At 71.1% G+C, this 23,780-nt stretch carries 10 protein-coding genes; 7 read left to right on the forward strand and 3 right to left on the reverse strand.

What is annotated here, in order from left to right; genetic code table 11:
- Both ACYVLJ_RS43570 and ACYVLJ_RS43575 read right to left on the reverse strand, forming a co-directional pair.
- Window positions 1-4,222 (reverse strand): DUF6603 domain-containing protein (locus ACYVLJ_RS43570; protein WP_460443098.1); only part of this gene is annotated, 4,222 nt, incomplete at its 3' end.
- Window positions 4,219-6,780, reverse strand: coding sequence for a hypothetical protein (locus tag ACYVLJ_RS43575; protein WP_460443099.1), 2,562 nt, complete (start codon window positions 6,778-6,780; stop codon window positions 4,219-4,221). The genes ACYVLJ_RS43570 and ACYVLJ_RS43575, both read right to left, overlap by 4 nt.
- A 316-nt stretch (window positions 6,781-7,096) precedes the next feature.
- On the opposite strand from ACYVLJ_RS43575, the gene ACYVLJ_RS43580 reads away from it, so the two are divergent.
- The 7 genes from ACYVLJ_RS43580 (at window position 7,097) to ACYVLJ_RS43610 (ending at window position 22,067) form a co-directional block, all read left to right on the forward strand.
- Entirely contained in the window at window positions 7,097-11,194 is a 4,098-nt protein-coding gene (locus ACYVLJ_RS43580; RefSeq protein ID WP_460443100.1) for a LamG domain-containing protein, read from the forward strand.
- Between the two features lie 31 nt (window positions 11,195-11,225).
- Window positions 11,226-18,104: an RHS repeat-associated core domain-containing protein gene (locus ACYVLJ_RS43585; RefSeq protein ID WP_460443101.1), complete on the forward strand. Its 6,879-nt coding sequence runs from the start codon at window positions 11,226-11,228 to the stop codon at window positions 18,102-18,104.
- A gap of 17 nt (window positions 18,105-18,121) precedes the next feature.
- Window positions 18,122-18,649, forward strand: coding sequence for a hypothetical protein (locus ACYVLJ_RS43590; protein ID WP_460443102.1), 528 nt, complete (start codon window positions 18,122-18,124; stop codon window positions 18,647-18,649).
- A 248-nt stretch (window positions 18,650-18,897) separates the two neighbouring features.
- Window positions 18,898-19,521: a GntR family transcriptional regulator gene (locus tag ACYVLJ_RS43595; RefSeq protein WP_460443103.1), complete on the forward strand. Its 624-nt coding sequence runs from the start codon at window positions 18,898-18,900 to the stop codon at window positions 19,519-19,521.
- Entirely contained in the window at window positions 19,518-19,970 is a 453-nt protein-coding gene (locus ACYVLJ_RS43600; protein ID WP_460443104.1) for an OsmC family protein, read from the forward strand. Before ACYVLJ_RS43595 ends, ACYVLJ_RS43600 begins: the two co-directional genes overlap by 4 nt.
- A 92-nt stretch (window positions 19,971-20,062) precedes the next feature.
- Entirely contained in the window at window positions 20,063-21,370 is a 1,308-nt protein-coding gene (locus ACYVLJ_RS43605; RefSeq protein ID WP_460443105.1) for an alpha/beta hydrolase family protein, read from the forward strand.
- 52 nt (window positions 21,371-21,422) lie between these two features.
- Window positions 21,423-22,067: a TetR/AcrR family transcriptional regulator gene (locus tag ACYVLJ_RS43610; RefSeq protein WP_460443106.1), complete on the forward strand. Its 645-nt coding sequence runs from the start codon at window positions 21,423-21,425 to the stop codon at window positions 22,065-22,067.
- 3 nt (window positions 22,068-22,070) lie between these two features.
- Here ACYVLJ_RS43610 and ACYVLJ_RS43615 read toward each other — a convergent pair whose 3' ends face one another.
- Complete coding sequence (locus ACYVLJ_RS43615) at window positions 22,071-23,735, reverse strand: discoidin domain-containing protein (RefSeq protein WP_460443107.1); 1,665 nt, start codon at window positions 23,733-23,735, stop codon at window positions 22,071-22,073.
- Window positions 23,736-23,780 lie beyond the last annotated feature (45 nt).

Raw genomic sequence — 23,780 nt, forward strand, 5'->3', positions numbered from 1 at the left:
CGAGGCCGTGCGGGTCGAGCGTGCCGTCGGGCGCGACTACCGGGTCGCCGCCGGTGACCAGCACCGGCCCGGTGGGCAGCACGGTCGCCTGATGACCCCGGCGTGCCCGGAGAAGGGACCCGGTCGGGGTCCACTCGTCCTTGGCCGGGTCGTAGAGCTCGCAGTACGTCAGGGCTTCTTCGCGGCCGTTGCCCGTCGGGACGGCGCCGCCGGCGACCAGGACCCGGCCGTCGCCGAGGACGACCGCCTGGTGCCCGGTGCGCGCGTCGCCCATCGGGGCCGCCGCGGTCCACGTCCCGGTGGCCGGGTGGAACAGCTCCGCGGACGCGAGCGCGCCGTCCTCCTGCCCGGGCCGGACCCCGCTGCCGCCGGTGACGAGGACCCGCCCGTCGGGCAGCGCGGTCGCCGCGTGGCCGTGGCGGACCGTGCCCATCGCGGCGGCGGGAGTCCAGACGTCGGCGGCGAAGATCTCGGCCGAAGCCAGCACGCCGGTGCCGGACCGCCCGCCGACGACGAGCACGCGGCCGTCGCCGAGCCGGGTCGTGGTGTGGCGACGGCGTGCGGCCGTCAGGGGCGGCCCGGCCGTCCACGCGTCGGCGGTGGGGTCGAACAAGGCCGTGGCGGCGAGCGGCGTCCCGCTCGGGCCGGTGCCGCCGGCCAGCAGGACCCGGCCGTCGGCGAGCGGCACCAGGTCGGTCTCGGCCGCGGGCACCGGCAGCGCCCCGGCGCCGGCCCACGTTCCGGACGCGGCCGGGGACGCCGCCGCCTCCGCCACCGGGATCACGTGCAGCAGCCCGTCCAGGCCGTGGTCGGCGGTGACGAACTCGGCGAGCGCGTCCTCGGCCGTGGTCCGGCTGCGGAAGGTCGTCACGCTCGTCCGGCCGAGCGGGAACGCCTGCCGGTTGCTCTTGCGGTAGGCGACGACGAACCGCTGTTCGGTGACGCGGACGGTGTCCTCGGTGACGAACGGCTGTTTCTGGGTGGCTTGCCGGGCCGACAGGGTGGCACGGCTGGTGCTGCTGCCTTTGGTGAGTTCGTCGAAGACCGGACCGCTGACGCTGTGGAACCGTTTCTGCGGCGCGGCCAACGCGGTCGCGCGCGGGGTGGCTGCGCTGTCGATGACGTGCAGTTCGTAGCGGGCGCTGCGGCGGACGACGCGCGCCGTGGCGAGGGCGGTGTCGGCGGTCAGTTCGAGTCCGGCGTCCTGGGTTTCGTAGGACGGCCGGGACAGGGCGTCGGCGTCGGAGAGGGTCTGGAACTGGCCCATCGCGAACCGGTCGCCGGTGTCCGAGACGCGCTTGAGGCCGGTTCCGTCGACGGGGTTGACGGTGAACCGCTTGCCGTCCCCGGCTTTCTGCCCGCCGATGCGGTCGATCCGGACGTTCAGCGGCAGTGCACGCTGCCGGACGAAGAGGGTGCCGAGCGGGTGCAGGACGATCTCGCCCGTGTCGGGCAGCTCCCGGAGGGTGACCAGCGCGCGGTTCCCGCCCGCGGGCAGCCGCGTCTCCCAGCCTTCGGTCTTGCCGATTTCGTTGGCCAGCAGGGGAAGTACGGCCACCGGGGGAAGGGTGGTGTCGCGGTCTTCGCCCCAGGTGATGTCGAAGTTGGCCGAAATCGAGAAGAAGAGGAATCCGATCGAGCCGCGGCCGTGTGCTCGCCAGGGTGCGGGCCCTTCGAGTTGGAAGTCGAGGTCGATGCCGAACGCGCCGACGCCGAAGGCCTTCAGCGACACGTGGGCGTTGATGTGGATGGCGAACCGGAACGGCGAGAGCTGGAAGAGCGCGTCGAAGCCGAGGTGGCCTTCGACGCGGAAGGCGCTGAATCCGAGCCGTAGTTCGGCTTGCGCTCCGAATTGGACGGTGTTGCTGGTGACGGCGAAGTAGCCGGCGACGCGGATGAGCTGGTTGCTGCGGTTGAGGATGTCGACGGAAAGCCGGTCGGGGACGGGGAAGGGGAGGGGTGGTGGCCGGTAGGCGGGGTGGAAGCCGCCGACGGTGAGGACGAGGTCGGGGTTGTCGCCCCAGGCGACGAGGACGCCCATGCCGCCGTCGATGGTCATGGTGAGAATGCGGGAGTCGAAGAGTTTCGCGAAGAACCACAGCCGGGACTTGTCGAGTTCGAGTGCGCCGACGAACTGGGCCTGCACGACGAGGAGCGGCTGGTCGGCGTTGGGGAGCGCGGCCTTGAGGACGCCGACGACGGCGATGTTGCCCGGGATTTCGATGATCACGCCGAGCGAGACGGTCACCAGGGTGGGTGTGCCCCAGCCGATCTTCGCCATCGGCCCGACGAGGAACGTGCCCTGTTCGGGCGGGAAGTACTTGGCCAGGTCCGACAGGATCCGCGGTGCGTTGGCGATGACGTCCTTCGGGAACGCGACGGACTCGATCGAGCCGGTGCGGACGCCTTCGACCAGCGCCTGCAGGTTCAGGCCGCGGTTGAGCCCGACGAGCCCGCCGACGGCCAGCAGCGTGAAACCCGCTCCCAGCTGCAGCCCGGTGCCGAACTCGGCGGTCAGCACGATCAGCAGCGAGAACCCCCGCGACCCGTCGGCCTGGCGGGTGGAGATCAGCCCGATCGCCTTGACCGCCACGAAGTCCGCCAGTTCCAGCTCCAGCGCGCCGGCGTACTCGCCGCGTTCGGCGTCGAAGGCGAGGAACCCGCCGCCGGAGACCACCCCCGCGTCCACGGCGAGCCCGACCCCGGCCGGCGGCGTCACGCGCAGCCCGACGTCGAACGGCCCGGCGTTGCCGTCGGCGAAGGTGACCGGTACCTCGACGCCGAACCCGTCGACGACGTAGGAAAACGGGCCGAACTTGCCGGAGAACGCGGCCTGCGCGCGGGTGGCCAGGGCCGTCGAGCCGGCTCTCACGGCCAGGGTCACCCGGTCGACGTGCGTGAACCCGAGGTCCACGTCCGGGGTGGCGGTGACTTCCAGCCCGGCCTGGGTGGCGAACCGCAGCCCTGAGCGGCTCGACCAGGCGAGCTCGGCGGGAATCGCCACCCGCAGTTCGGTGTCGCCCAGCAGGGCGGCCAGGAACCCGTCCGCCCCGGCCGCGGAGAGGACCAGCGCGAGGCCGTCGACGGCGGCGCGGAACCCCAGCTCGGGTTCGCCGGCCCGCACGTCGACAGCCGCTTCGAGGGTCGCCCCGGTCAGTTCGAGGCGGGTCTGCCCGGGCTGGCCGAACAACCGGACGGCGGTGTCCGGGGCGAACACGAGCGACACCCCGAAGCCGGCACTCGGCAGCGGCCGGCCGGGCGCACCCGGGTAGCGCACGCCGACGTCGCCCGGCCGTGCGAACACGGCGAGCTGCCGGCTCAAGTCCGTGCCGGCGCGCACGACGAGCGTCCAGTCGCGGCCGAGCGGCACGGCCGCGTCGGCGCCGTCCGGCACCCGCGGCAGCAGGATCATGCCCGGCGGCCCGGCACCGTCGGCCGGCAGCCCGGTCAGCTGCAGCCCGATCGGCGCCACCGTCCCGCCGGGCAGGGCGACCTCGCCGAGGAGCAAGGTCAGGCCCTGCGCGGCGATTTCGCCCAGTGGCTGCGACGCCTCCGCGTGCAGGGGAGCGACTTCGTCGTCGGACAGCTGGTCGAGCGTCACCGCCAGGCCGAGGCCCGCGACGAGCCCGGCGAGCAGTTCGGCGAGCTTGCCGAACGCCAGGTTCGGCGTGCCCCAGCCGTAAACCGCCGCGGGCACGAGCGACGGGTTCGTCAGGAGCGCGGGAATCCGGTCCCAGTCGAAGCGGACGCGCACGTGGTCGGCGCGGCCCGCCGCGGCCGGCTGGAACTCCGGCGCGATGATCCCGAGCGCCTCGAGCCCGGCGTACCAGCCGGGCGCCTCGGCCAGCAGCTGCCTGCCCAGCAGGTATTCGAAGAGCCGGCGGGCCAGCCCCGGGAGGAACACGCCGGGGTCGATCCCGGCCGGGGCCTCGGTCAACGCCGAGATCGCCCGGTAGACGTCCCCGGCTTTGCCCACGACGGCGAGGATTTCTTCGGCTCCTGCGCCGTCGGCGAGCAGTTCGAGCGCGTTGACGGCCTGGGTGACCGCGGTCGCGACGGCGGGGTAGGACGGCGGCAGGCCGGGTACCTGCCAGCCGATCTGCCGCATCAGCGTCGTGAAGGCCGCCGCGTCGGAGAAGGCGTCTTCGAGGGGCCGGACGGCTTCGACGAGGTGGTGGGCGATCAGGCCCAGGGTGCCGCGATCGCCGGTGGGCTCGGTCATCGCGCGCCCCGCTTCCCGTAGCGATCGCGGAAGTCCGCCTCCACCTCGCCGTGCAGGGTCGGGTCGGCGTTGTCGACGAAGGCGTAGCGGCAGACGATGCAGAAGTCCGACAGGTTCACGGTTTTCGTCCGCGGCTCCACGAAGAACTGGCGGTTCATGATGCAGTTGCCGGTCGGGCGGAAGATGCCGCAGTTGTGCTCGCTGCCGTTCTCGTACAGCCCGACGATCCGGAACGAGTCGCTCGGCGGCGTCGGCGCCCTGCGGTGCGGGAAGTTGGTCGCGAACGTCGGCCTCGGCAGCTGGACGTTGCCGCAGGGGCGGCCGCGATCGTCGGTCGGCCCGTCGGCTTCGCCCGCCAGCGGGTTGGCGTTCAACGGGTTCTGCGTGTCGGTGATGCGCTGCAGCACGTCCGGGTCGGCGAGGGTCAGCAGACCACCGAACTGGTTCGCCTTGAAGTCCGGGTCGGGCTTGCGGACGTAGGCCAGCAGGATGCTCCCGGCCGGGAACGCGGCGGGGTCGATGACCGCGCCGAACAGCGGCTCGACGAACACCCGGTCGGCTGCCTGGTCCACCGCGACGACCTTGCCGATCGAGGACGGCGCCCCGGCCGTGGCCAGCGGGCGGCGGCGGAACATCACGATGTCGTCGGTCCGCAGGCCGCTCGCCCTGGCGTTGACGAGGTCGACGGTGAGGCGGCCGCCGACCGCGGGCGTGAGCCCGTTCTTCAGCAGGCCGGCCCGGGCGATCCGCGGCCACTCGGCCCACTTGATCTTCCCGACGTCGATCGGCCCGTCCGGCGTCCCGTCGGCCGAGAGCGACGCCCGGTCCTGGACGTTCGGGCCGGCCCGCACCTGGCGGATCTTGAGCGGCGTCGGCGCGGAGGTCCGGCCGCCGTACTCGTCGGCGAGACCGCCGAAGGCGTGCCCCAGCTCGTGGGCGAGGGTCAGCCACACCGCGTAGAAGACGTCCGTGGGGATGTCGTCCGGCTTCAGGTCGAACCCGTTGCCCCGGTCGTTCGGCCGCACCTGGTGGAACGGGCGGTCGGCCAGGCTGACCCCGACGGTGATGCCGGTCGAGGTGTCGCTCACCTTGCGGCGGGCGGAAAGCCCGGCGCGCCGGGAAGACCGGCAGAGCACGATCACCCGGTCCCGGTCCTTGCCGGTCGACCAGAGCCCGGCGGGCAGGACCTCGTCGTTCTCGCCTCTGAGGGCGTCGAGGAACTTGTTGAAGTCGTTGTCGGAGATCCGGCGCGGGTTCGTCGAGACGTACTGCTCGAGCAGGTTCGCGTCGGCCGAAGGGCGCTCGCTGAAGGCCATGTGGAACGCGGTGTCGCGCTCGTTGAGGAGCAGCCGGTCGTTGAGCGCGACCCACGCGGCGAAGTTCGGCCGCAGCAGGTCCGCGGTGATCGAGTCGCCGTAGACGCCCTGCAGGAAGCCGATCTTGCTCTCGACGGTGGTGCCGGCCGGGTAGTCGGCGGGGTTCGGCAGGCCGATGGCGTTGACGACGTCGGCGAGCGACCAGCCGGCCGCCGGGCGGGACACGCTCGGCAGGGGCAGCGGCAGCGCCGTCGCCGGCAGTTGCCCGGGGGCCGGGCTCGGGTCGAGCTCGTCGAGCACCGTGACACCCGCGTCGGGCGAGGGCACCCAGCCCCGCCAGTAGTTGACCCGGCCGGTGAAGGCGGCGAACGGCCGGGCGTGGGCCCGGGTTTCCAGCCGGTCCTTGAGGATCCCGACGATCCGGTTGTACTGCGCCCGGTCGGTTTCGGTGTCCTGGAAGCCGTCGGGCAGGAAGAGGAAGTTCGGCACGGTGTCGACCTGCTTCACGCCGGGGCCGCCGAGGTGCGCGAGCTTCACGTGGGTGGACCAGGACGGGCCGCTGACGGCGGTACCGTCGGCGTGCAGCGCGCCGGTCGTGGCCGTCACCCTGGTGTCCGGGCCGGACTCGGCCGGCGCGGTGAGCACCCCGGTCCGGGCGTCGACGGTGATCGGGCCGCCGGTCGCCGTCCAGGCGAGCGCGGCGGTCGTCGTGTGCGCGAGGTGGACGTAGGTGAGCTCGTTCGCGGCCGGCGTCCGGAACGGCGACCAGTTGGTGATGTCGCCGATGACGCCGTCGCTGACCACCACGTTCCCGTCGAGGACCTGGTCGAACAGGGCGAGCACGGACAACCGCGCCTGGCCGGACCCCTGCCGCACGGTCAGGCGCGCCGGGGTGAGCCACAGGGAGGAGAGCTTCTCGTGCACGTGGATCCGGATCCGGGTGGTGATCGCCGGGTCCTGGTCCAGCGAGACCTTGAGGAGGAACGAATGCCCGCGCAGCGCGGCCGCCTTCACGGTGACCTCGCCGGCGGCCGTCAGCTCGAGACCGTGGTCGTCGCCGACCTTCAGCTGTGGCGTGAAGGTCACCGAGGCACTCGCCGGCAAGGGCTGGTCCGGCGTGAGCGTCTCCCCGGTGAGGTCGTCGACGCGCAGCAGCCGCACCAGTTCCGGCGACGCGAGGCCGGGCACGAGGTGCAGATCGGTGCCGGCGCTGTCCGCCCACTTCAACCGGACGATGCTCATGCGGTGTCCCCCCAGCGTTCGCTCCCGGGACCGAGGGTCGCAGCGACCGTCGACAGTTCGTCGACAATCCGTCGACACCTTGAGGACTGCGGGCGTGCGAGCCCGGTTTGCCGGGATCGGGCGGTTCGCCGGCCAGGCGGTTTCGACCACGGTCGAAACCGTTGTCGTCCGGGGGCGGGGCTCTCAGAATTCAGCGCGCCGGATGCTCGGCGATCGTTGTTTCCTGATCCGGCGGGTTACGTCGCCGGCGAGCCTTGGGGGGATCCGGGTGGCGAAAGCCGGGCGTGGTTTCAAGCTGAGATCGAAGGTCATCACCGTGCTCGTCGCGTCCGCGATGGCGCTCGGCGTTGCCGAAGGGCCGGCCGTCGCGGCGCCCGCGGCCGTGCCTTCCGCCGTGCCGGATGCCGCTCCGGACGAGGCGACCGCGCTGAAGTTCGCGCAGCAGGGGCACAAGACCGTCAAGGTCGACAACGACACCACCGAGGCCGCCGAGACCGTGGCCAACCGGGACGGCACCCTCACCCGGACCCAGCACACCAAGCCCGTGCGCGTCCACGGCCCCGGGGGCGCGTGGGTCCCGCCGGACCCGACGCTCGCCGCCAAGGGAACCGTCCTCGCTCCGAAGGCCGCCGCGACCGGGATCACCCTGTCGAACGGCGGCGACCAGCCGCTGCTGAAGCTCGCCGCGAACGGGGTCACGACCGGCCTGAGCTGGCCGGGGCCGCTGCCCGAGCCCGTCGTCACCGGCAGCACCGCGACCTACCCCGAAGTGCGGCCCGGGATCGACCTGAAGGTCGAGGTCGACGCGGAGGTCGCGCACGAGGTCCTCGTCGTCAAGACGCCGGAAGCGGCCCGGGACGCGGCCACCTTCAAGCTCGGTGTGCCCGTCACCGGCGGAAAGCTGAGCATGGACGCCGACGGCACCCTGCACGTGCGGGACGCCAAGGGCGCCGACGTCTACACCGCCCCGCCCGCGACCATGTGGGACTCCTCGGGCTACACGCCCGGCGACCGGGACTTCGTCATGGGTGCCGACCCGGGCGGCCGGACGGCGAAGGTCGGGGAGCGGCTCGACGGCACCACGCTCACGCTGACTCCCGACGCCGCGTTGCTCCACGACAACAAGGCCAGCTTCCCGCTCTACGTCGACCCGCAGTGGACCCCGCCGAACTGCGTCTGCACCCGGGACCACTACCTCGTGCAGTACGCGTGCGGGCCGGGCAAGACGCCGGGCGACACCAAGTGGGACAGCGACGACTTCCTGCGCACCGGGTTCATCGTCGACAGCACGTCTTCGTGCTCGGGGCACCAGGTGACGACCCGGTCGTACGTGCAGCTGAGCATGGCCGGGCTGGCCGGGAAGCAGATCTACGGCGCCGAGGTGGACCTCGGCGTGGTCAGCGCGATCAACTGCGCCACCAAGGACGTCCTGCTCATGTCCGGCGCCATCAACGGGCCGACGTCGTTCGGCAACGGGCCGCCGTCGATCTCCAACATCGCCGAGATCAACCAGTGCGGCGCCGTCGGCTACAACGTCACCGGCGTGATCGACGACCTGGCGCACAACGGCTTCCACCCGACGTTCACCTTCGGCCTGCTCTCACCCAACGAGAACGACCAGAACACCTGGAAGCGCTTCTCGCGCGACGTCGGTTTCAGCGTCACCTACAACTCCGTGCCGAACACGCCGCAGAACCTCCAGCTGTGGAACGGCACCCACGCCTACCCGTGCGTGCAGGGGCCGGACCGGCCCGCCGTCGGCCCGACCAGCACCGGCTACACCCTGCGTGCCAACGTGTCCGACCCCGACGGCGGCCAGCTGTACGCGGGGTTCCGGATCTACGACAGCCCGGGCACGCCGCCGGTCGTCTGGGACGGCAACGAGACCGGCGTCGACAACGTCCTCAGCGACGGCGATCCCAGCCACCTCAACGCCGTGGTCACCGCGCCGCCGACCGAGCTGAACCAGGACGGTCACGTCTACTCCTACGACGTCCACGTCTTCGACGGCAAGGAAACGACGTGGGTGCCGCCGTGCGAGGTCGAGCTCGAACTGACCCCGCCGAACGCGCCGGGCGTGACGTCGCAGGTCTACCCGGCGGGCACGTTCGGCGGCGGTCCCGGCCGCGCCGGCGACTTCACGTTCACCGCGGCCCCGGCCACCTCGAAGGTGGACCACTACGTGTGGCGGATGGACAACACGGCGCTCCCGTCGTGCGACGGCAAGGAGCCGGGCACCGTGAAACCGGCCGCGCCGGACGGTCCGGCGACCACCGCGATCGCACCGGCCACCAAGGGCCCGCACGTGGTGAGCACGTGGACCTGCAACCGGGCGGGCACCCCGTCCGCCCGGACCGACTACCAGTTCGACGTCAAGGACGCCTCGCCGCCGGCCGCCGCCTGGCAGCTCGAAGGGGACGGTGCTTCGCAGAACCCGAGCCTGCGCTACGTGGGCCAGGGCGCCGGAAACTACACCGCGGGCAAGCTCGGCCAGGCCGTCACCCTGACCGGCCAGGCCGGCGACCTCTTCGCCACCGAAGGTCACGTCTTCGACACCGGCGCGTCCTACACCGTGTCCGGGTGGGCCGATCTGTCCACTTCGGATGGCACGAGCGTCATCGCGTCCCAGGACGGCAGCCAGAACAGCGCGTTCGGCCTGCTCGCCGAGGGCGGCCACTGGAAGTTCGCGCTGACCGGCGGGGACGGCGCCGACCCGGCCATCGCCGCGGCGGTGTCCACCAGCGCGGCGGTCAGCGGCACGTGGACGTACCTGACCGGCGTCTACGACGGCACCGCGAAGACCGCGACGCTGTACGTCAACGGCAAGGCGGAGGCGACCGTCCCGGCGACCGGCTGGAGCAGCACCGGCCAGTTCGTCCTCGGCGGCGCGAAGAACGCGGGCCAGCGGATCTCCCTGTTCCGCGGCGCGATCGACGAGGTGGCGGTCTACGACCACCACGCGCTCACCGCGGCCGAAGTGTCCACTTTGTACGCGAACCAGGGGGTCCCGTCCGGCGCGACCCGCGAGTACAAGCTGGACGGCGACCCCACCGACGCGACCGGCAACGACAGCAAGCTGGTGCTCCCGCCGACGGGCGTCTCCTTCGGCCCCGGCTACAGCGACTCGGCCGGCCAGTCCGCCACCGACTCGTCCACCGGCCACGGCGAAGGCCAGGGCCTGGTGCTCACCGGTTCCGGCATGGCCGAGACGGCGAACCCGGTCGTCGACACCACGCAGAGCTTCACCGTGTCGGCGTGGGCGAAGCTGTCGGACAAGAACGCGTTCTACGCGGTCGCCGGTCAGTCCGGGAGCAACGAAACCGCGTTCCAGCTCCGCTACGACAAGAACGTCGACCGCTGGATCATGGGCCTGTCCGCCGCCGACCACGGCGACGACGGCTACACCTGGGCCATCGGGAAGACGGTGCCGGCGGCCGGGATCTGGACGCACCTCACCGGCGTCTACGACCGGGCGTCGGGACAGATCTCCTTGTACGTCAACGGTGTCCTGGACGGCCAGGTGGCGGTCACGGCGGACCGGACGTGGAACGCGCCGGGCGGGTTCAGCGTCGGCGGGGTCCGCGCGCTCGGCGGGAACGCGTACTTCTTCAAGGGCAGCATCGACCAGGTCCAGGTGTGGTCGCGGGCGCTGCCGGCGGCCGAGGTGACCGGGCTGGCCAACACCGCGGTGCTCCGGGCGGACTACCAGCTCGCCGGGGACACCAAGGACGGTGTCACCGGCGCCACGGCGACCCCGTCCGGCGGCGTGAGCCTGGCCACCGGTGTGGCCCGGTTCGACAACTCCTCGACCGGCCAGATCGAAGGGCCGCGGCCGCAGGACTTCCGCGGTGACCGCAGTTTCAGCGTCGAAGCCTGGGTCAAGCACGCGTGGACGGCCGCCGACGTCGCGGCGGCCAAGGCGAACGATCCGAAGAACACCACCGGCGCCGACCCGTACGCCCGGGCGGCCGTCGGCCTGAACGGTCCCCAGTTCTCGCCGTTCCTGCTCGGCTACCGGGGCGAGCAGGACGGCCAAGGCGGCTGGCACGGGCAGTGGAGCTGGCTGCTCACCAACTCCTCGAGCAACTCCACGCAGCAGGCCGGCTGGACCGCGCTGACCCCGGGCACGGCCGACGACAACACCTGGACCCATCTCACCGGCACCTACGACGCGACCACCGGGAAGACCTGTCTGCACGCCGCCACCGACACCCGGGTGCTCCAGGACGCGTGCCTGGACGGGGCCGTCGGCTGGAACGGTGCCGACGCCCTGGCCGACCTGTTCGTCGGCCGCGGCGTCTGGACCGGCGTCCGCAGCGACCCGTGGTACGGCGACCTGCGCGGCGTGCGCGTCTACAGCGGCGTGCTGGACACGCAGCAGATCAACGTCGACGCCATCCTCGACCACCCCTGAGCACCCCCATCGAATCCCGGGCAGGCCACTGATGAACGCTGGTGTCGGATCCGGCCGGATCCGCAGAGCCCTCTCGCTGTCGGTCGTCGCGACGTTGTTCTTCTCCGGAACGACCGCGACCGCCGCACCGCCGAAGAACACCTGGAAGCTGACCGGCGAGCAGAAGGTCGCGAGCGCCCCGGTGCGCCCGGCGCCGCCCGCCGCGGCCCCGGCTCCGGTCAAGCACGAGCCGACGCCGCTGCCGACGCCCGTGTGGCCCGCCGCGTCCGAGTCGGACGTGACGATGTCCGCCGCGCCGGCGCAGGCGAACCGGCCGGACGGGCCGGCGGTGCAGGCCGCGGCGGGCGGCGGCCCGGTCCACATCGGATTCGCGCACGCCGCGTCGGCCAGGGCGGCGACGGCCAGCGTGGTGCCCCAGGCCGACGTCCGGGTCGCGGACCGGACCGTGCCGGACGCACTCGGCCTGCACGGCGTGGTGTTCTCGGTGACCGGCGGCCCGGCCGGGACCCTCCACATCGGACTCGACTACGGCGGCTTCGGCAGCGCGTTCGGCGGCGGCTGGGCCGACCGGCTGCACCTGGTCGAGCTGCCGGCATGTGCGCTGACGACGCCGGCCAAGGCCGAGTGCCGCAAGCAGGCGCCCGTCGCGGCGCCGGCCAACGACGTGAAGGCCCGGCAAGTCACGGGGGACACGGCGTTCACCGCGAACAGCACGCACGTGTTCGCCGCGACCGGCTCGGGCTCGGGCTCCGGCGGCGACACGACGGCGCAGCCGCTGTCGCCCGCGGGGTCGTGGCAGGGTGGCGACGGTTCGGGCGGCTTCGCGTACAGCTACCCGATCACGGTGCCCAAGGCACCCGGTGGCGCCGCGCCGAACCTCTCGCTGGCGTACTCGTCCGCGGGCCTGGACGGCATGACGTCGGGGACGAACAACCAGGGCTCGCAGGTCGGTGACGGCTGGGACTTCACCCCCGGCGGGTACGTCGAGCGGCACTACTGGACCTGCTCCGAGGACCCGGCGACCGCGACCAGCAACGCCAAGGAGAAGACCGGCGACCAGTGCTGGGGCCCGGACAACGCCACGCTCGTGCTGGGCGGTCATTCGACCGAGCTGATCCAGGTCGACGCCACGCACTGGAAGCCGGCGAACGACGACGGGTCCACCGTCGAACGGCTCGTCGCCGACCCGAAGAACCCGTACACCAGTGAATACTGGAAGGTCACCGCCGCCGACGGCACCCAGTACTACCTCGGGCTGAACCACCTGCCGGGCTGGACTCCGGGCCAGCCGGAGACGCAGTCCACGTGGACCGTGCCGGTCTTCGGGAACAACCCCGAGGACCCGTGCTACAAGGCCGGGGACTTCGCGGGCTCGATGTGCGTGCAGCCGTGGCGGTGGAACCTCGACTACGTCGTCGACCCGCACGGCAACGCCGGCTCGTACTACTACCAGCCGGAGTTCAACTACTACGGGCTGAACAAGAACATCACCACGCCCGGCGTGCAGTACACCGCCGGCGGCTACGCGCTGCGCATGGAATACGGCCTCCGCCTGACCGAGGACACCGCGGGCAACCCGACGGTCTACGGTTCCGCGCCGACCAACCGCGTCGTCTTCACCGCCGACTTCCGGTGCACCGCGACGGCCGGCTACGACTGCAAGAACCCGCCGACGTCGGACCTGGGCCACGCCGGGAACTGGCCGGACACCCCGGTCGACGAGATCTGCACCGCGGACAAGGCGTGCCTCTACGGGTCGCCGTCCTTCTTCACGACTCACAAGCTGGCGTCGATCGAAGCCCAGTACAACAACGGCGGCAAGTTCACCGACCTGGACAAGTGGGACCTCACGCAGTCCTTCCGGCCCACGGGTGACGCGCTCGCCGAACCGATGTGGCTCGACGGCGTCCAGCACACCGGCTACGGCACCGACGGCTCGGCCATCACCCTGCCGCCCACGACGTTCCAGCCGCAGTCCTACGCCAACCGCGTCGACACCGTGGGCGACAAGTACGCCCCGCTCAAGCGCAACCGGCTCGTCGAGATCGACAACGAGACCGGCGGCAAGACCGGCATCGCCTACACCAGCGAAGTCGACACGCAGCCGGGCGGCTGTGTCGTGGGCACCGTGCCGAAGTCGCCGGACACCGACACACAGCGCTGCTTCGCGGCGTGGTGGACCCCGAGCGGCGCCACCGACCCGATCCTGGACTGGTTCCGCAAGTACCTGGTCACCGACGTGACCGAGTACGACAACACGGGTGGCTCGGCCCCGGTCGTCACCCACTACGACTACCTCGGGGACGCGGCCTGGCACCACGACGAAGGCCAGTTCACCCCGCCGAAGCGCCAGACGTGGGGTCAGTGGCGCGGCTACAACGTCGTCCGGACGACGGTCGGCGACCCGAAGCTGGCCACGACGGTCACCGAGTCCCTGTTCATGCGCGGTATGGACGGCGACGTACTGCCGGGCAACGGCGTGCGGCACGCGTCCGTCACCGACTCCGACGGCACGGCCCTGACCGACCAGGACGCCCTTGCCGGGTTCACCAGGGAGACCCGGGAGTACCTGCCGGGAACGACCACTGTGGACACTTCGTCGATCAGTGACCCGTGGCTGAAGGGCCCCAACGCGACCAGTGCCGACGGCACGCTGAAGGCCTACCAGGTCGACGTCGCGGCGACCAAGGGCAAGGCGCTCCTGGCCGACGGCAGGACCTACCGCCGCACCCAGGTGAACAAGACCTACGACGACAACGGTCACGTCACCCGGCTCGAAGACCTCGGCGACCTCGCGGACGCGACCGACGACAGCTGCACCAAGACGACGTACGCACCGGGAACGAACGGCATCACCAGCCTGGCCCAGGAGACGGTGATGTTCACCGGCACCTGCGCGGGCGAGCAGACGGCCGGGAACAGCGTCACCGACGTCCAGGTGTCCTACGACCACCACGCCTTCGGGGACGCGCCGACCGCGGGGGACATCACCGAGCAGGACACGCTCGACACGTGGGACGGCACGGGTAAGCACTTCGTCCCCACGTCCAAAGTGGACTATGACGCGCTCGGCAGGCAGACGAAGTCGACCGACGTCTACGGGCACGAGTCGGCGACCGGGTTCGCGGCGTCGGCGAGCGGGGTGGTCACCGGCACCACGCAGAAGAACCCCAAGGGCTGGGTGACCGGCACGACGGTGGACCCGCGCGGGAACCCGACGGCCGAGGTCGACCCCAACGGCGTCCACACGGACATCACGTACGACGCGCTGGGCCGCAAGACCGCGGTGTGGAACCCGGGCCGCAGCAAGGCCGCGGGCGACTCGCCCACCGCCAAGTTCGGGTACACCGAAAGCCAGACCACGCCGACCACGGTCGTGACGAGCACCCTGCGGGACGACGGCTCGTACACCGACAGCTACGCCCTGTTCGACGGCCTCGGCCGCGCCCGGCAGACCCAGACACCCGCCGAGGGCGGCGGCCGGGTCGTCGCGGACACCCTGTACGACGCCCGCGGCCTCGCCTTCAAGACGAACAACAGCTACTTCAACGCGGACTCCGGCCCGTCCGGCACGCTGGTCACGATCGCCGACGCGAACGTGCCGAACCAGACCGTCGTCCAGTTCGACTGGCGGTCCCGGCCGACGGCGTCGATCGTGTACTCGAAGAGCGCCGAGCAGTACCGCACGACGACGCTGTACGAAGGCGCCGACCGGACCACGACGATCCCGCCGCCGGGCGGCAGCCCGGAGACGGTGATCACCGACGTCGCCGGCCAGACCAAGCAGCTGCTGCAGTACAGCAACGGCTACACCCCCGGCGGCGCCAACCCGGCCGACACCACCACCTACACCTACAACGGGGCCGGCGCCGAGACGTCCCGCACGGACTCGGCGGGCAACGTCTGGACCACCGGCTACGACCTGCGCGGCCGCAGGACCAGCCAGTCCGACCCGGACAACGGGACCTCCACCTTCGGCTACGACCAGGGCAACCAGGTCACGTCCACGACGGACGCCCGGGGCCGCAAGCTGTTCTCCTCCTACGACGAACTGGGCCGCCGGACGCAGGAGAACGCGGACGCACCGGCGCCGGGCGGGACCAAGCTGGCGACGTGGACGTTCGACACCCTCCCGAACGGCCTCGGCCTGCCGGCCGGCTCGACCCGCTGGGTCGGCGCGGACGCCTACACCGAGCGGGTCGCGGCCTACGACGGGTTCGGCCGGCCGACGTCGCTGGCCGTCGACGTCCCGGCGGCCGAGGGCAAGCTGGCGGGGACCTACCAGTTCACCACCAAGTACAACCCGACCGGTTCCGTCGCCTCGACGACGAGCCCGGCCGCGGGCAACGTCGACGCCGAGACGATCATCCACACCTACGACGGCCTCGGCCTGCCCGCGACCACGTACGCGATCGACAACAAGCTCGGCACGACGACGCCCCTGGCGTCCAAAACGGACTACGACTCGTTCAACGCGCTGTCCGGGCTGCAGCTGGACGGGGAGAAGTCCGCGACGAACGTCGGCATGGTCCAGACCTACGACCAGGTGACCCGCCGGCCGCAGACGACCACGGTCACCCGCGCCACGCAGGTGAACGCGGAGCTGACCAAGCGGACCTACAGCTACGACCCGGCCGGCAACGTCACGAAGATCGCCGACACCCCGTCCGGCGGTGCCTCGGACGTCCAGTGCTTCGCCTACGACTACCTGCAGCGGACGACCGACGCATGGACGCCGGCATCGGACGGCCAGGGCTGCACGGTGCCGCGGTCGACGGGCGAGCTCGGCGGCGCCGCGCCGTACTGGCAGACCTACTCCTACGACAAGACGGGCAACCGGAAGCAGGAGGTCGACCACCAGCCGGGCGGGCCGGTCACCAGCGACTACACCTACCCGGACCCGGGGGCCGGTGCGGTGCGCCCGCACGCGGTCCGGAAGGTGGACGTCAGCGGACCGACCGGGACGTCGTCGAACACCTACGGGTACTTCCCGGACGGTTCCACGCAGACCCGCGACGTCGGCGGGAACGCCCAAGCCTTCGAGTACGACTACGAAGGCCACGCGATCTCGGCGACGGACAAGTCCGGCACCAGCACGTACGTCTACGACGCCGGGGGCAACCGCCTCGTCACGCACGACCCGACCGGAGCCACCCTGACGGTCGGCGACCTCCAGCTGTTCCAGGCGGCGGGCACCAGCGGCGTCACCGCGACCCGGTTCTACGAGCACGGCGGCACCAAGATCGCGGAACGGGTGGGGTCGACCGGCATCAAGTGGATGCTGAGCGACCTGCACGGCACCGACACGCTGTCGATCACGCAAGGCACGCTGAGCGCCACCACGCGGTACAGCGACCCGTTCGGCAACCCGCGCGGGCAGACCCCGGGGAGCTGGCCGGACAAGCACGGCTTCGTCGGCGGCCAGCAGCAGACGACCGGGCTGACCCAGCTCGGCGCCCGCGACTACGACCCGGCGATCGGCAAGTTCACCACGACGGACCCGGTGATCGAGAAGGGCGAGCCCCAGCAGTGGAACGCGTACTCGTACGCGAACAACGCCCCGGCGACCGAGTCGGACCCGGCCGGCACCGACTACTGCTACAACTTCGGCAGCGACGGCAGGCACTGCAGAAAGGACGCGCCCAAGGGCCCGTCGGGCGGCGCGTCCCCACCCGACAACAAGACGAGCTCCGCCGGGCAGAAGGCACGCGACAACTACGAAGCGGCACACGGTCTCGACAAGGCGTCCCTGGAGAAGGCGTACTCGCTCAAGAACGAGTCGATGTGGCAGGTCTTCATCGGCGCGGCGGGCGAGGTGGTCAAGAGCCTGATCGGCTGGGACGACATCCAGGCGTGCGTGACCGAAGGCAACATCGGCTCCTGCGCGATGACGGTCGCCACGCTGATCCCCTGGGGCAAGGTCCTCAAAGCGGGCGAGATCATCGAGTCCTTCTGGAAGGGCGCCCGAGCCCTGATCACGTTCGGCAAGGACGTGGAGAAGGCGGAGAAGGTCATCGCCGACTCCGAACGCATCATGGTGGACGCGGAGAAGGCGGCCAAGGAAGCAGAAGACGCGGTCGCGGCGGAGGAGAGACAGGCGGCGTCGGAGGCCGAGCACGCCGCTGAGGACGCGAAGTCCAGCGGTACCTCGGAAAGCAGCGAGGCCGGCACGTCTCCCGGGTGCAACAGCTTCCCCGCGGGAACCCTGGTGCGGCTTTCGAACGGCACGTCGAAGCCGATCGACCAGCTCCAGAACGGCGACACCGTGCTTTCGACCGACACGGAGTCGGGCACGACGCAGCCCCACGCGGTGGTCGGCACGATCGTCCACACCGACGAAGACCAGCGCACGCAGGTGACAACGCCGTCCGGCTCGTTGACGGCGACGGACTGGCACCTCGTCTGGGTGGACGAGGTCGGCGGCTGGGTGCAGATCCGGTCGGTCGTGCCGGGGGAGCACCTACACTCGCCGGATGGTCACGAGGTGGTGGTCACCGGAGTCCGGCACTTCAGCCAGGCCAACCCGGTGTACGACATCACGGTCGACGCGGTCCACACCTTCTACGTGCTGGCGGGGTCGGCTCCGGTTCTGGTCCACAACTGCAACGTCGCGAGCGGTGACCACCTTCAGCCGACACCCGCCGAGGCGCAAGAGATCGTTCAGAACGCACCTCGCGGAAGCACTGCGGCGGTCAAGCTCGACCCCTACCATCGCGCCGCGGCGTGGATGCAGGACCAGATCGCCGAGCACGGCACCGTCTGGCGTGAGGTGGGTCGGGATCGGCGGAAGCCGTTCAACGCACTGCACGTTACGGTCCCGGGGGAGGTGAATGACCGGGCAGGAGTATTTCATTGGATCGTCGACTACACGGGAACCCTGGTTCACGAGGCGTTCGAGTTGCGCAAATAGCGGTCAAGGGACAGTCGATGCGAGAGGTCTGGGAGAAGCTCGCCCCGGAGGTGTTTTTTGAGTTCGGTTTCCCGTACCCGGGGGAGCTGTCCTATGGGTGGCGTACTGGCTTGGTGAACACCGGCGAGCTCATGCGAGTTGTCGACGGTATGGCGCGGCGACGTCTGCCGTTGGTGCCCGAGGAGTCCGAGATTTCGTTGCTGCTCTCCGCAGATGTCGATTCCGCCAGGCACTTTGCCGACGAACTGCGGGCGTACGAGAACGCCGGGTCGGCCGGTGTTTGGCAGTACTACGTCACGGCCGTCATCCGGGATGCGGTGACGGATTTGCCGACACGGTTCGATCTTTTGGACTCTGTGTGGGCGGATCTCGGGTATCCGGAGGAAATGCGGAGGGTGGTCTACCCGGAAGACGGTGTGCCGTCGCACCTGGACGTGAGTGCGGGTAATGAGGCACTTGCCCAGTTCATGGATTCATGGCAGAAGAAGTTGAGCAAGAGAATCGCGGACCATCGAACGTTTCGTCCGCCGGATCGCGAAGGTTGATCCGGTCGGCGGCGACCTGGCCCTCAAGTCGGGCCAACGCCGCGCGCTCGGCGAAACGCGAGTGGGTCACATCGCCGAGGTCCGCGACTCGCGGGGCGGCCTGCTGAGCCTGGAGCCTCGAGTTCGAGCGAGCGCTTCGGCCAAGAGGGGAAGATCCTGGCGCCGTCAAGTCCGTGATGGCCGGGCTTCCCCTCGAACACCTCTTCGTATACATTGCATACAAGCGAGGAGGCAGCCAGGTGAACCCGGTGTACGACGAGGTTCGCGGCCTGATCGTGCTGGGGACCTACCCGGCCGGGCAGCCCGTGACCGAGCAGGAACTCTGCGACCGGCTGGGCGTCAGCCGCACTCCTGTGCGCGAGGCGCTGCGCCGGCTCGAGAGCGACGGTCTCGTCCAACCGGCCCGGCGTGGCGTCACAGTGGTCGAACTGGGCTCGAAAGCCTTACGAGACGCCTATCTCGTGCGCGCAGCACTGGAGGCGCTGACCGCCGAACTGGCCGCGGCCAGGCAGAGGGCGGGCGAACTGGCCCCGGCCGACCTGGCGCGGCTCGAGGGGCTCGCCGTCGAAGCGGACCGGGCGACCCGGAGCGGCGACCTCGCCGAAGGCGTCCGGCACAACAGAGCGTTCCACGGCCACATCGCGACACTCGCCGACAACCCGGCCGCCGCCGAGGCGCTCGACCGGCTCTGGGACCGGATCACCGTCTCCACCCGGGCGTCGCTGGCCGAGCCCGTGCGGACCGGCCAGGTCGATGACGAACACCGGCAGCTGCTGGCCGCCATCACCGAAGGACGGGCCGAAGACGCCGCCGCTCTCGCTCGGGCCCACGTCCTGGCCACGATGACCGCACTGGGAGGAACCGCGTCATGAGCAGGGAACACCACTACGCCGTGACCGTGCGCTGGACCGGCGAGACCACCGGCTACCGCACCTACGGCCGTGAGCACGACGTCGAGGCCGCCGGCAAGCCGACGCTCGCCGCGAGCGCCGATCCGGCGTTCCTCGGGGCGGCCGGCCGCTGGAACCCGGAAGACCTGCTGGTCGCCTCGCTTTCGCAGTGTCACATGCTGACTTACCTGTCGGTGTGCGCGCGGACGGGCGTGGTCGTGACCGGCTACGTCGACCACGCGAGCGGCGTCATGCGGGAAGACAGCGCCCACGGTGGCCGCTTCGCCGAAGTCGTCCTGCGGCTGGAGGTCACGGTCGCCGAGGCGGGCATGGTCGAGAAGGCGACCGCCCTGCACCGCGACGCCCATGAGCAGTGCTTCGTCGCGAACTCGGTGAACTTCCCGGTGCGGCACGTCCCGGTGGTGCGCTGACCCACCGATCGTGTACGCCGCTGTACACCACACCTACTGGCTGGTAGGTTACGGCGATCCGCGTGATCCACTTCATGATTCAAAGGGGAGTCATGATCCGTAACCACGTGCGCTTCACCGCGCTCGCCGCCGCACTCGCGCTGACCCTCGCCGCCGCGCCGGCGAGCCCGGCTGCCGCGTCGCCCGATTCCTTCTACTCCTACGACGGCAGCGCTCCGCTGTCGTCGTACGCACCCGGGACGGTCCTGAAGACCCGCACCCTGAGCTACCACGTCGTCGGCCTCTCGACGCCCGTGCAGGCCGTCCAGCTGCTCTACCGCACCACCGACGCGCAGGGCCGGCCGTCGGCCAACGTCACCTCGGTCGTCCGCAGCATCACCGGCGACCACACGAAAGCCGTGTCGTACCAGTCGGCCTACGACTCGCTCGACCCCGCCGACGCGCCGTCGCGGGCGATCGCCGGGGACGTCACCCTCGGCGGGCTGCTGCCCAACGGCGAATCGCTGCTGCTGCTCCCGTCGCTTTTGCTGGGCTACAACGTCGTCGTGCCCGACACCGAAGGGCAGACCGCGGACTTCGCCGCGGGCCCGGAGTACGGCACGACCACGCTCGACTCGATCCGGGCCGCGACGAGCTCGGCCGCGACGGGCATGACCGGCCACACCAAGTTCGGGCTCCTCGGCTACTCGGGCGGGGCCATCGCCACCGGCTGGGCGGCCGCGCTGGCGCCGAGCTACGCCCCGGACGTCAACGACGACCTCGTCGGCTTCACCGAAGGCGGCGTTCTCGTCGACCCCGCGCACAACCTGAAGTACGTCAGCGGCAGCCCGGTCTGGTCCGGCGTGATCCCGATGGCGCTGATCGGCGTCGCGCGCGGCTTCGGCATCGACCTGCGGCCGTACGCGAGCGAGTACGGGCTGAAGGTGCTCGACGAGCTGGAGCACGCGTCGATCGCCAACGCGCTCGGCCGCTACCCGGGGCTGACGTGGCAGAAGATCGCCAAGCCCGAGTACGCGAACCCGAACTCGGTGCCGCCGTTCGTCGAAGCGGTGAACAAGGTCAACATCGGGTCCGCGCCGACGCCGTCGGCGCCCGGGTTCATCGCCCAGGGCAACGCCGGGTTCCTCGAAGGCACCACGAGCAATCTGCCCGGTATCGGCACGGGCGACGGCGTGATGGTGGCCGGTGACGTGCGCGCGCTGGCCCGCCAGTACTGCGCCACCGGCAACGACTCGATCAAGTACACGCAGTACGACGCGCTCAGCCACGTCGGCGGCGCGGCGGCGTGGGCGCCCACCGCGATCGCCTGGCTGGCCGACCGGTTCGCGGGCAAGCCGGCGCCGTCGAGCTGCGGGCACATCCCGGCCGGGAACTCCCTCGCCCCGGAGCAGCCGGCCTGACCTCCCCGGCGGACCGGTCGTCCCGGCCGGTCCGCCGGGTACGGTGCCCCGGATGAGAACCCAGGACCGGCTGCCCAAGGGGCCGCACGGCCTCAGCCGGGAAGAGGTGGCCGGCGCGCAGCGCGCCCGGCTGGTCGACGCGGTGCTGGCCAACGTCGGCGAACGCGGCTACGCGGCCACGACGGTCGGCCACGTCACGGCGTCGGCGGGCGTGTCACGCACGTCGTTCTACGAGGAGTTCTCCGGCAAGGAGGACGCGTTCCTGGCCGCCTACCGCACGGTGACGGGGCGGTTCCTCGCCCAGGGCGTCGCGATCTCGGCCGAGGCGCCGACCCCGCTCGCCGCGGTCACCGCGTGCGGCGACTTCGTCGTCGGCTACGTGCGCCGACGTCCGGCAGCCGCCCGCGCGGTCCTGCTGGAGATCTACGCGGTGGGCGACGCGGGGCTGGAGGCACGCGAAGAGGTGTTGCGCGCCGGCGAAGCGGTGTTCGACCGGACGGCGGCGTGGCTGCGCACCACCGACCCGGAGGTGCCGCTTCCGCCGCCGTTCACCGCCCGCACCGTCGTCGCCGCGACGATCGAGCTGCTCACCCAGGCGATCTGGGCCGCCACCGACGAGGCGTACGACCGGGCCCGCGAAGCCATCCGGCACACCTGGCTGCTCGGCCTCTTCGGGCACCGGACCATCCCCGGCTGACGGTCAGCTGTACGCCTCGAACCGGGCGAGCTGCCCCGCCGGCCAGCCCGTGTTGCCCGTGCACGTGACGCGCAGGAACCGGCGGCTCGCCCCGGAAAGCGTGATGGTGACGCTGTTCCCGCGCGCCGGGTCGAAGACGTAGCCGGTCGAGGGGACCAGCGTGTCGAACGTCGTGCCGTCGGTGGAGCCGGACACGGTCAGCGTCTGCGTACGGGTGCCCCACGCGCTCGACGGCGGGACGGCCAGCACGATCCGCGACACCGCGGCCGCCGCGCCGAGGTCCACCTGGAGCCACTGCGGGAACGCGTTGTTCGCGCTTTCCCAGTAGCTGTCCGGGTTTCCGTCGACGGCGTTGGCCGCGCCGTAGTTCTGCGTGTGGCTGCTTTCGCCGACCGGACGGCCGCGTGCCAGGTCGGTCGAGCCGCCCGTGGTGAGCGTCGGCGAGGTCGGGCGGACCGCCGTCAGCGGGATCTGGCCCTTCAGCATGCGGCCGCCGTCCGCGGTGAGGCGGAGGTAGTAGTCGGACGAGCAGGCGACGCCGTCTTCGTCCAGCGCGAGCAGACCCGAGCCCACCGGGGTCATCGACGCGTTCTCCGCCGTCTTCGCGATCTGGTTGCCTTCGCCGTATTCGTCGAACATCGAGATGTAGATGCCCTGCGCGCCGACGCGGACCATGTTGTAGAACTGGCGCCACATGAAGTCGCCGTGGGCGCGCTGGCGGCCGGAGACGTCGCCCGGCAGGACGCACGGCTGGTAGTCGATGCCGTGGGCGGTGCAGTCCGCCTGGTCGGGGACGTTCAGGTTCTGGTACATCCAGTCCGAGCCCGCCACATCGCCGACGGCACCGACCATCCACGGCGAAATCATGTTGAACGAGCGGTAGACGTCGCCGAAGCCCGGCCGCGAGCCGCCGTCGCTCGTGCGCCATTCGCGGGGGACGCCGCCGATGACGTAGCAGCCCTGGCCCTTGAACCAGTTCACGACGTCGAGACACGTGTTCGCGTCCCACGGGTGGTTGCCGTCGTTGTAGCCGAAGCCCCAGATGCAGACGACCGGTTTGCCGTTCTGGCGCGCGTAGGCGGACGACGCCGTGTGCGCGGACATCTTCGCGGTCCAGTCGGCCTTCATCTCCGACTGCATGTTCGCCCAGCCCGTGGCGTCGTACATGATGTAGAACTTGCGGCCGTGCGCCTCGGCGGCGCTGCGGACCTTGGCCGCCATCGCGTCACGCGTCGGGCCTTCGCTGCTGTTGGGGTTGAAGCGCTGCAACGCGGCGGTGTCGCAGCCGTTCTGCTGCATCCACAGGAAGTGCGTGTCGACGGTCTGCTGGTCGTAGGACGAGAAGAGCGTCGCCGGCTGGCCGTTGCCGAAGTTGGCGTAGGCGGTCGGGTACGTGTGCGTGTACTCGCGCATGTCCGGCCAGGCCTTGATGACGTTGTTGGCCGGCGACGGCGTCCGGCCCCAGTCCTGGCTCCAGTGCCACCAGCCGTTGATCGGGGCGCCGTCGCCGGCGCAGGCGAACCAGCCCTGGTAGCCGACGGTGATCTTGCCGACGACGTCCCCGGGTGGACTGGCCGCGGCGGCCACCCGCGCGCCGGCGAGGGAAAGCGCTCCCCACGCCGAAGCGGCGGCGGCCGAACCGATGAACGTCCTGCGGGAGATTCCCATGCCGGGACTGTAGGCTCCGCGGCAAGAGGTGGCAAGAGTCGAACG

The sequence above is a fragment of the Amycolatopsis stemonae genome (assembly GCF_054781455.1).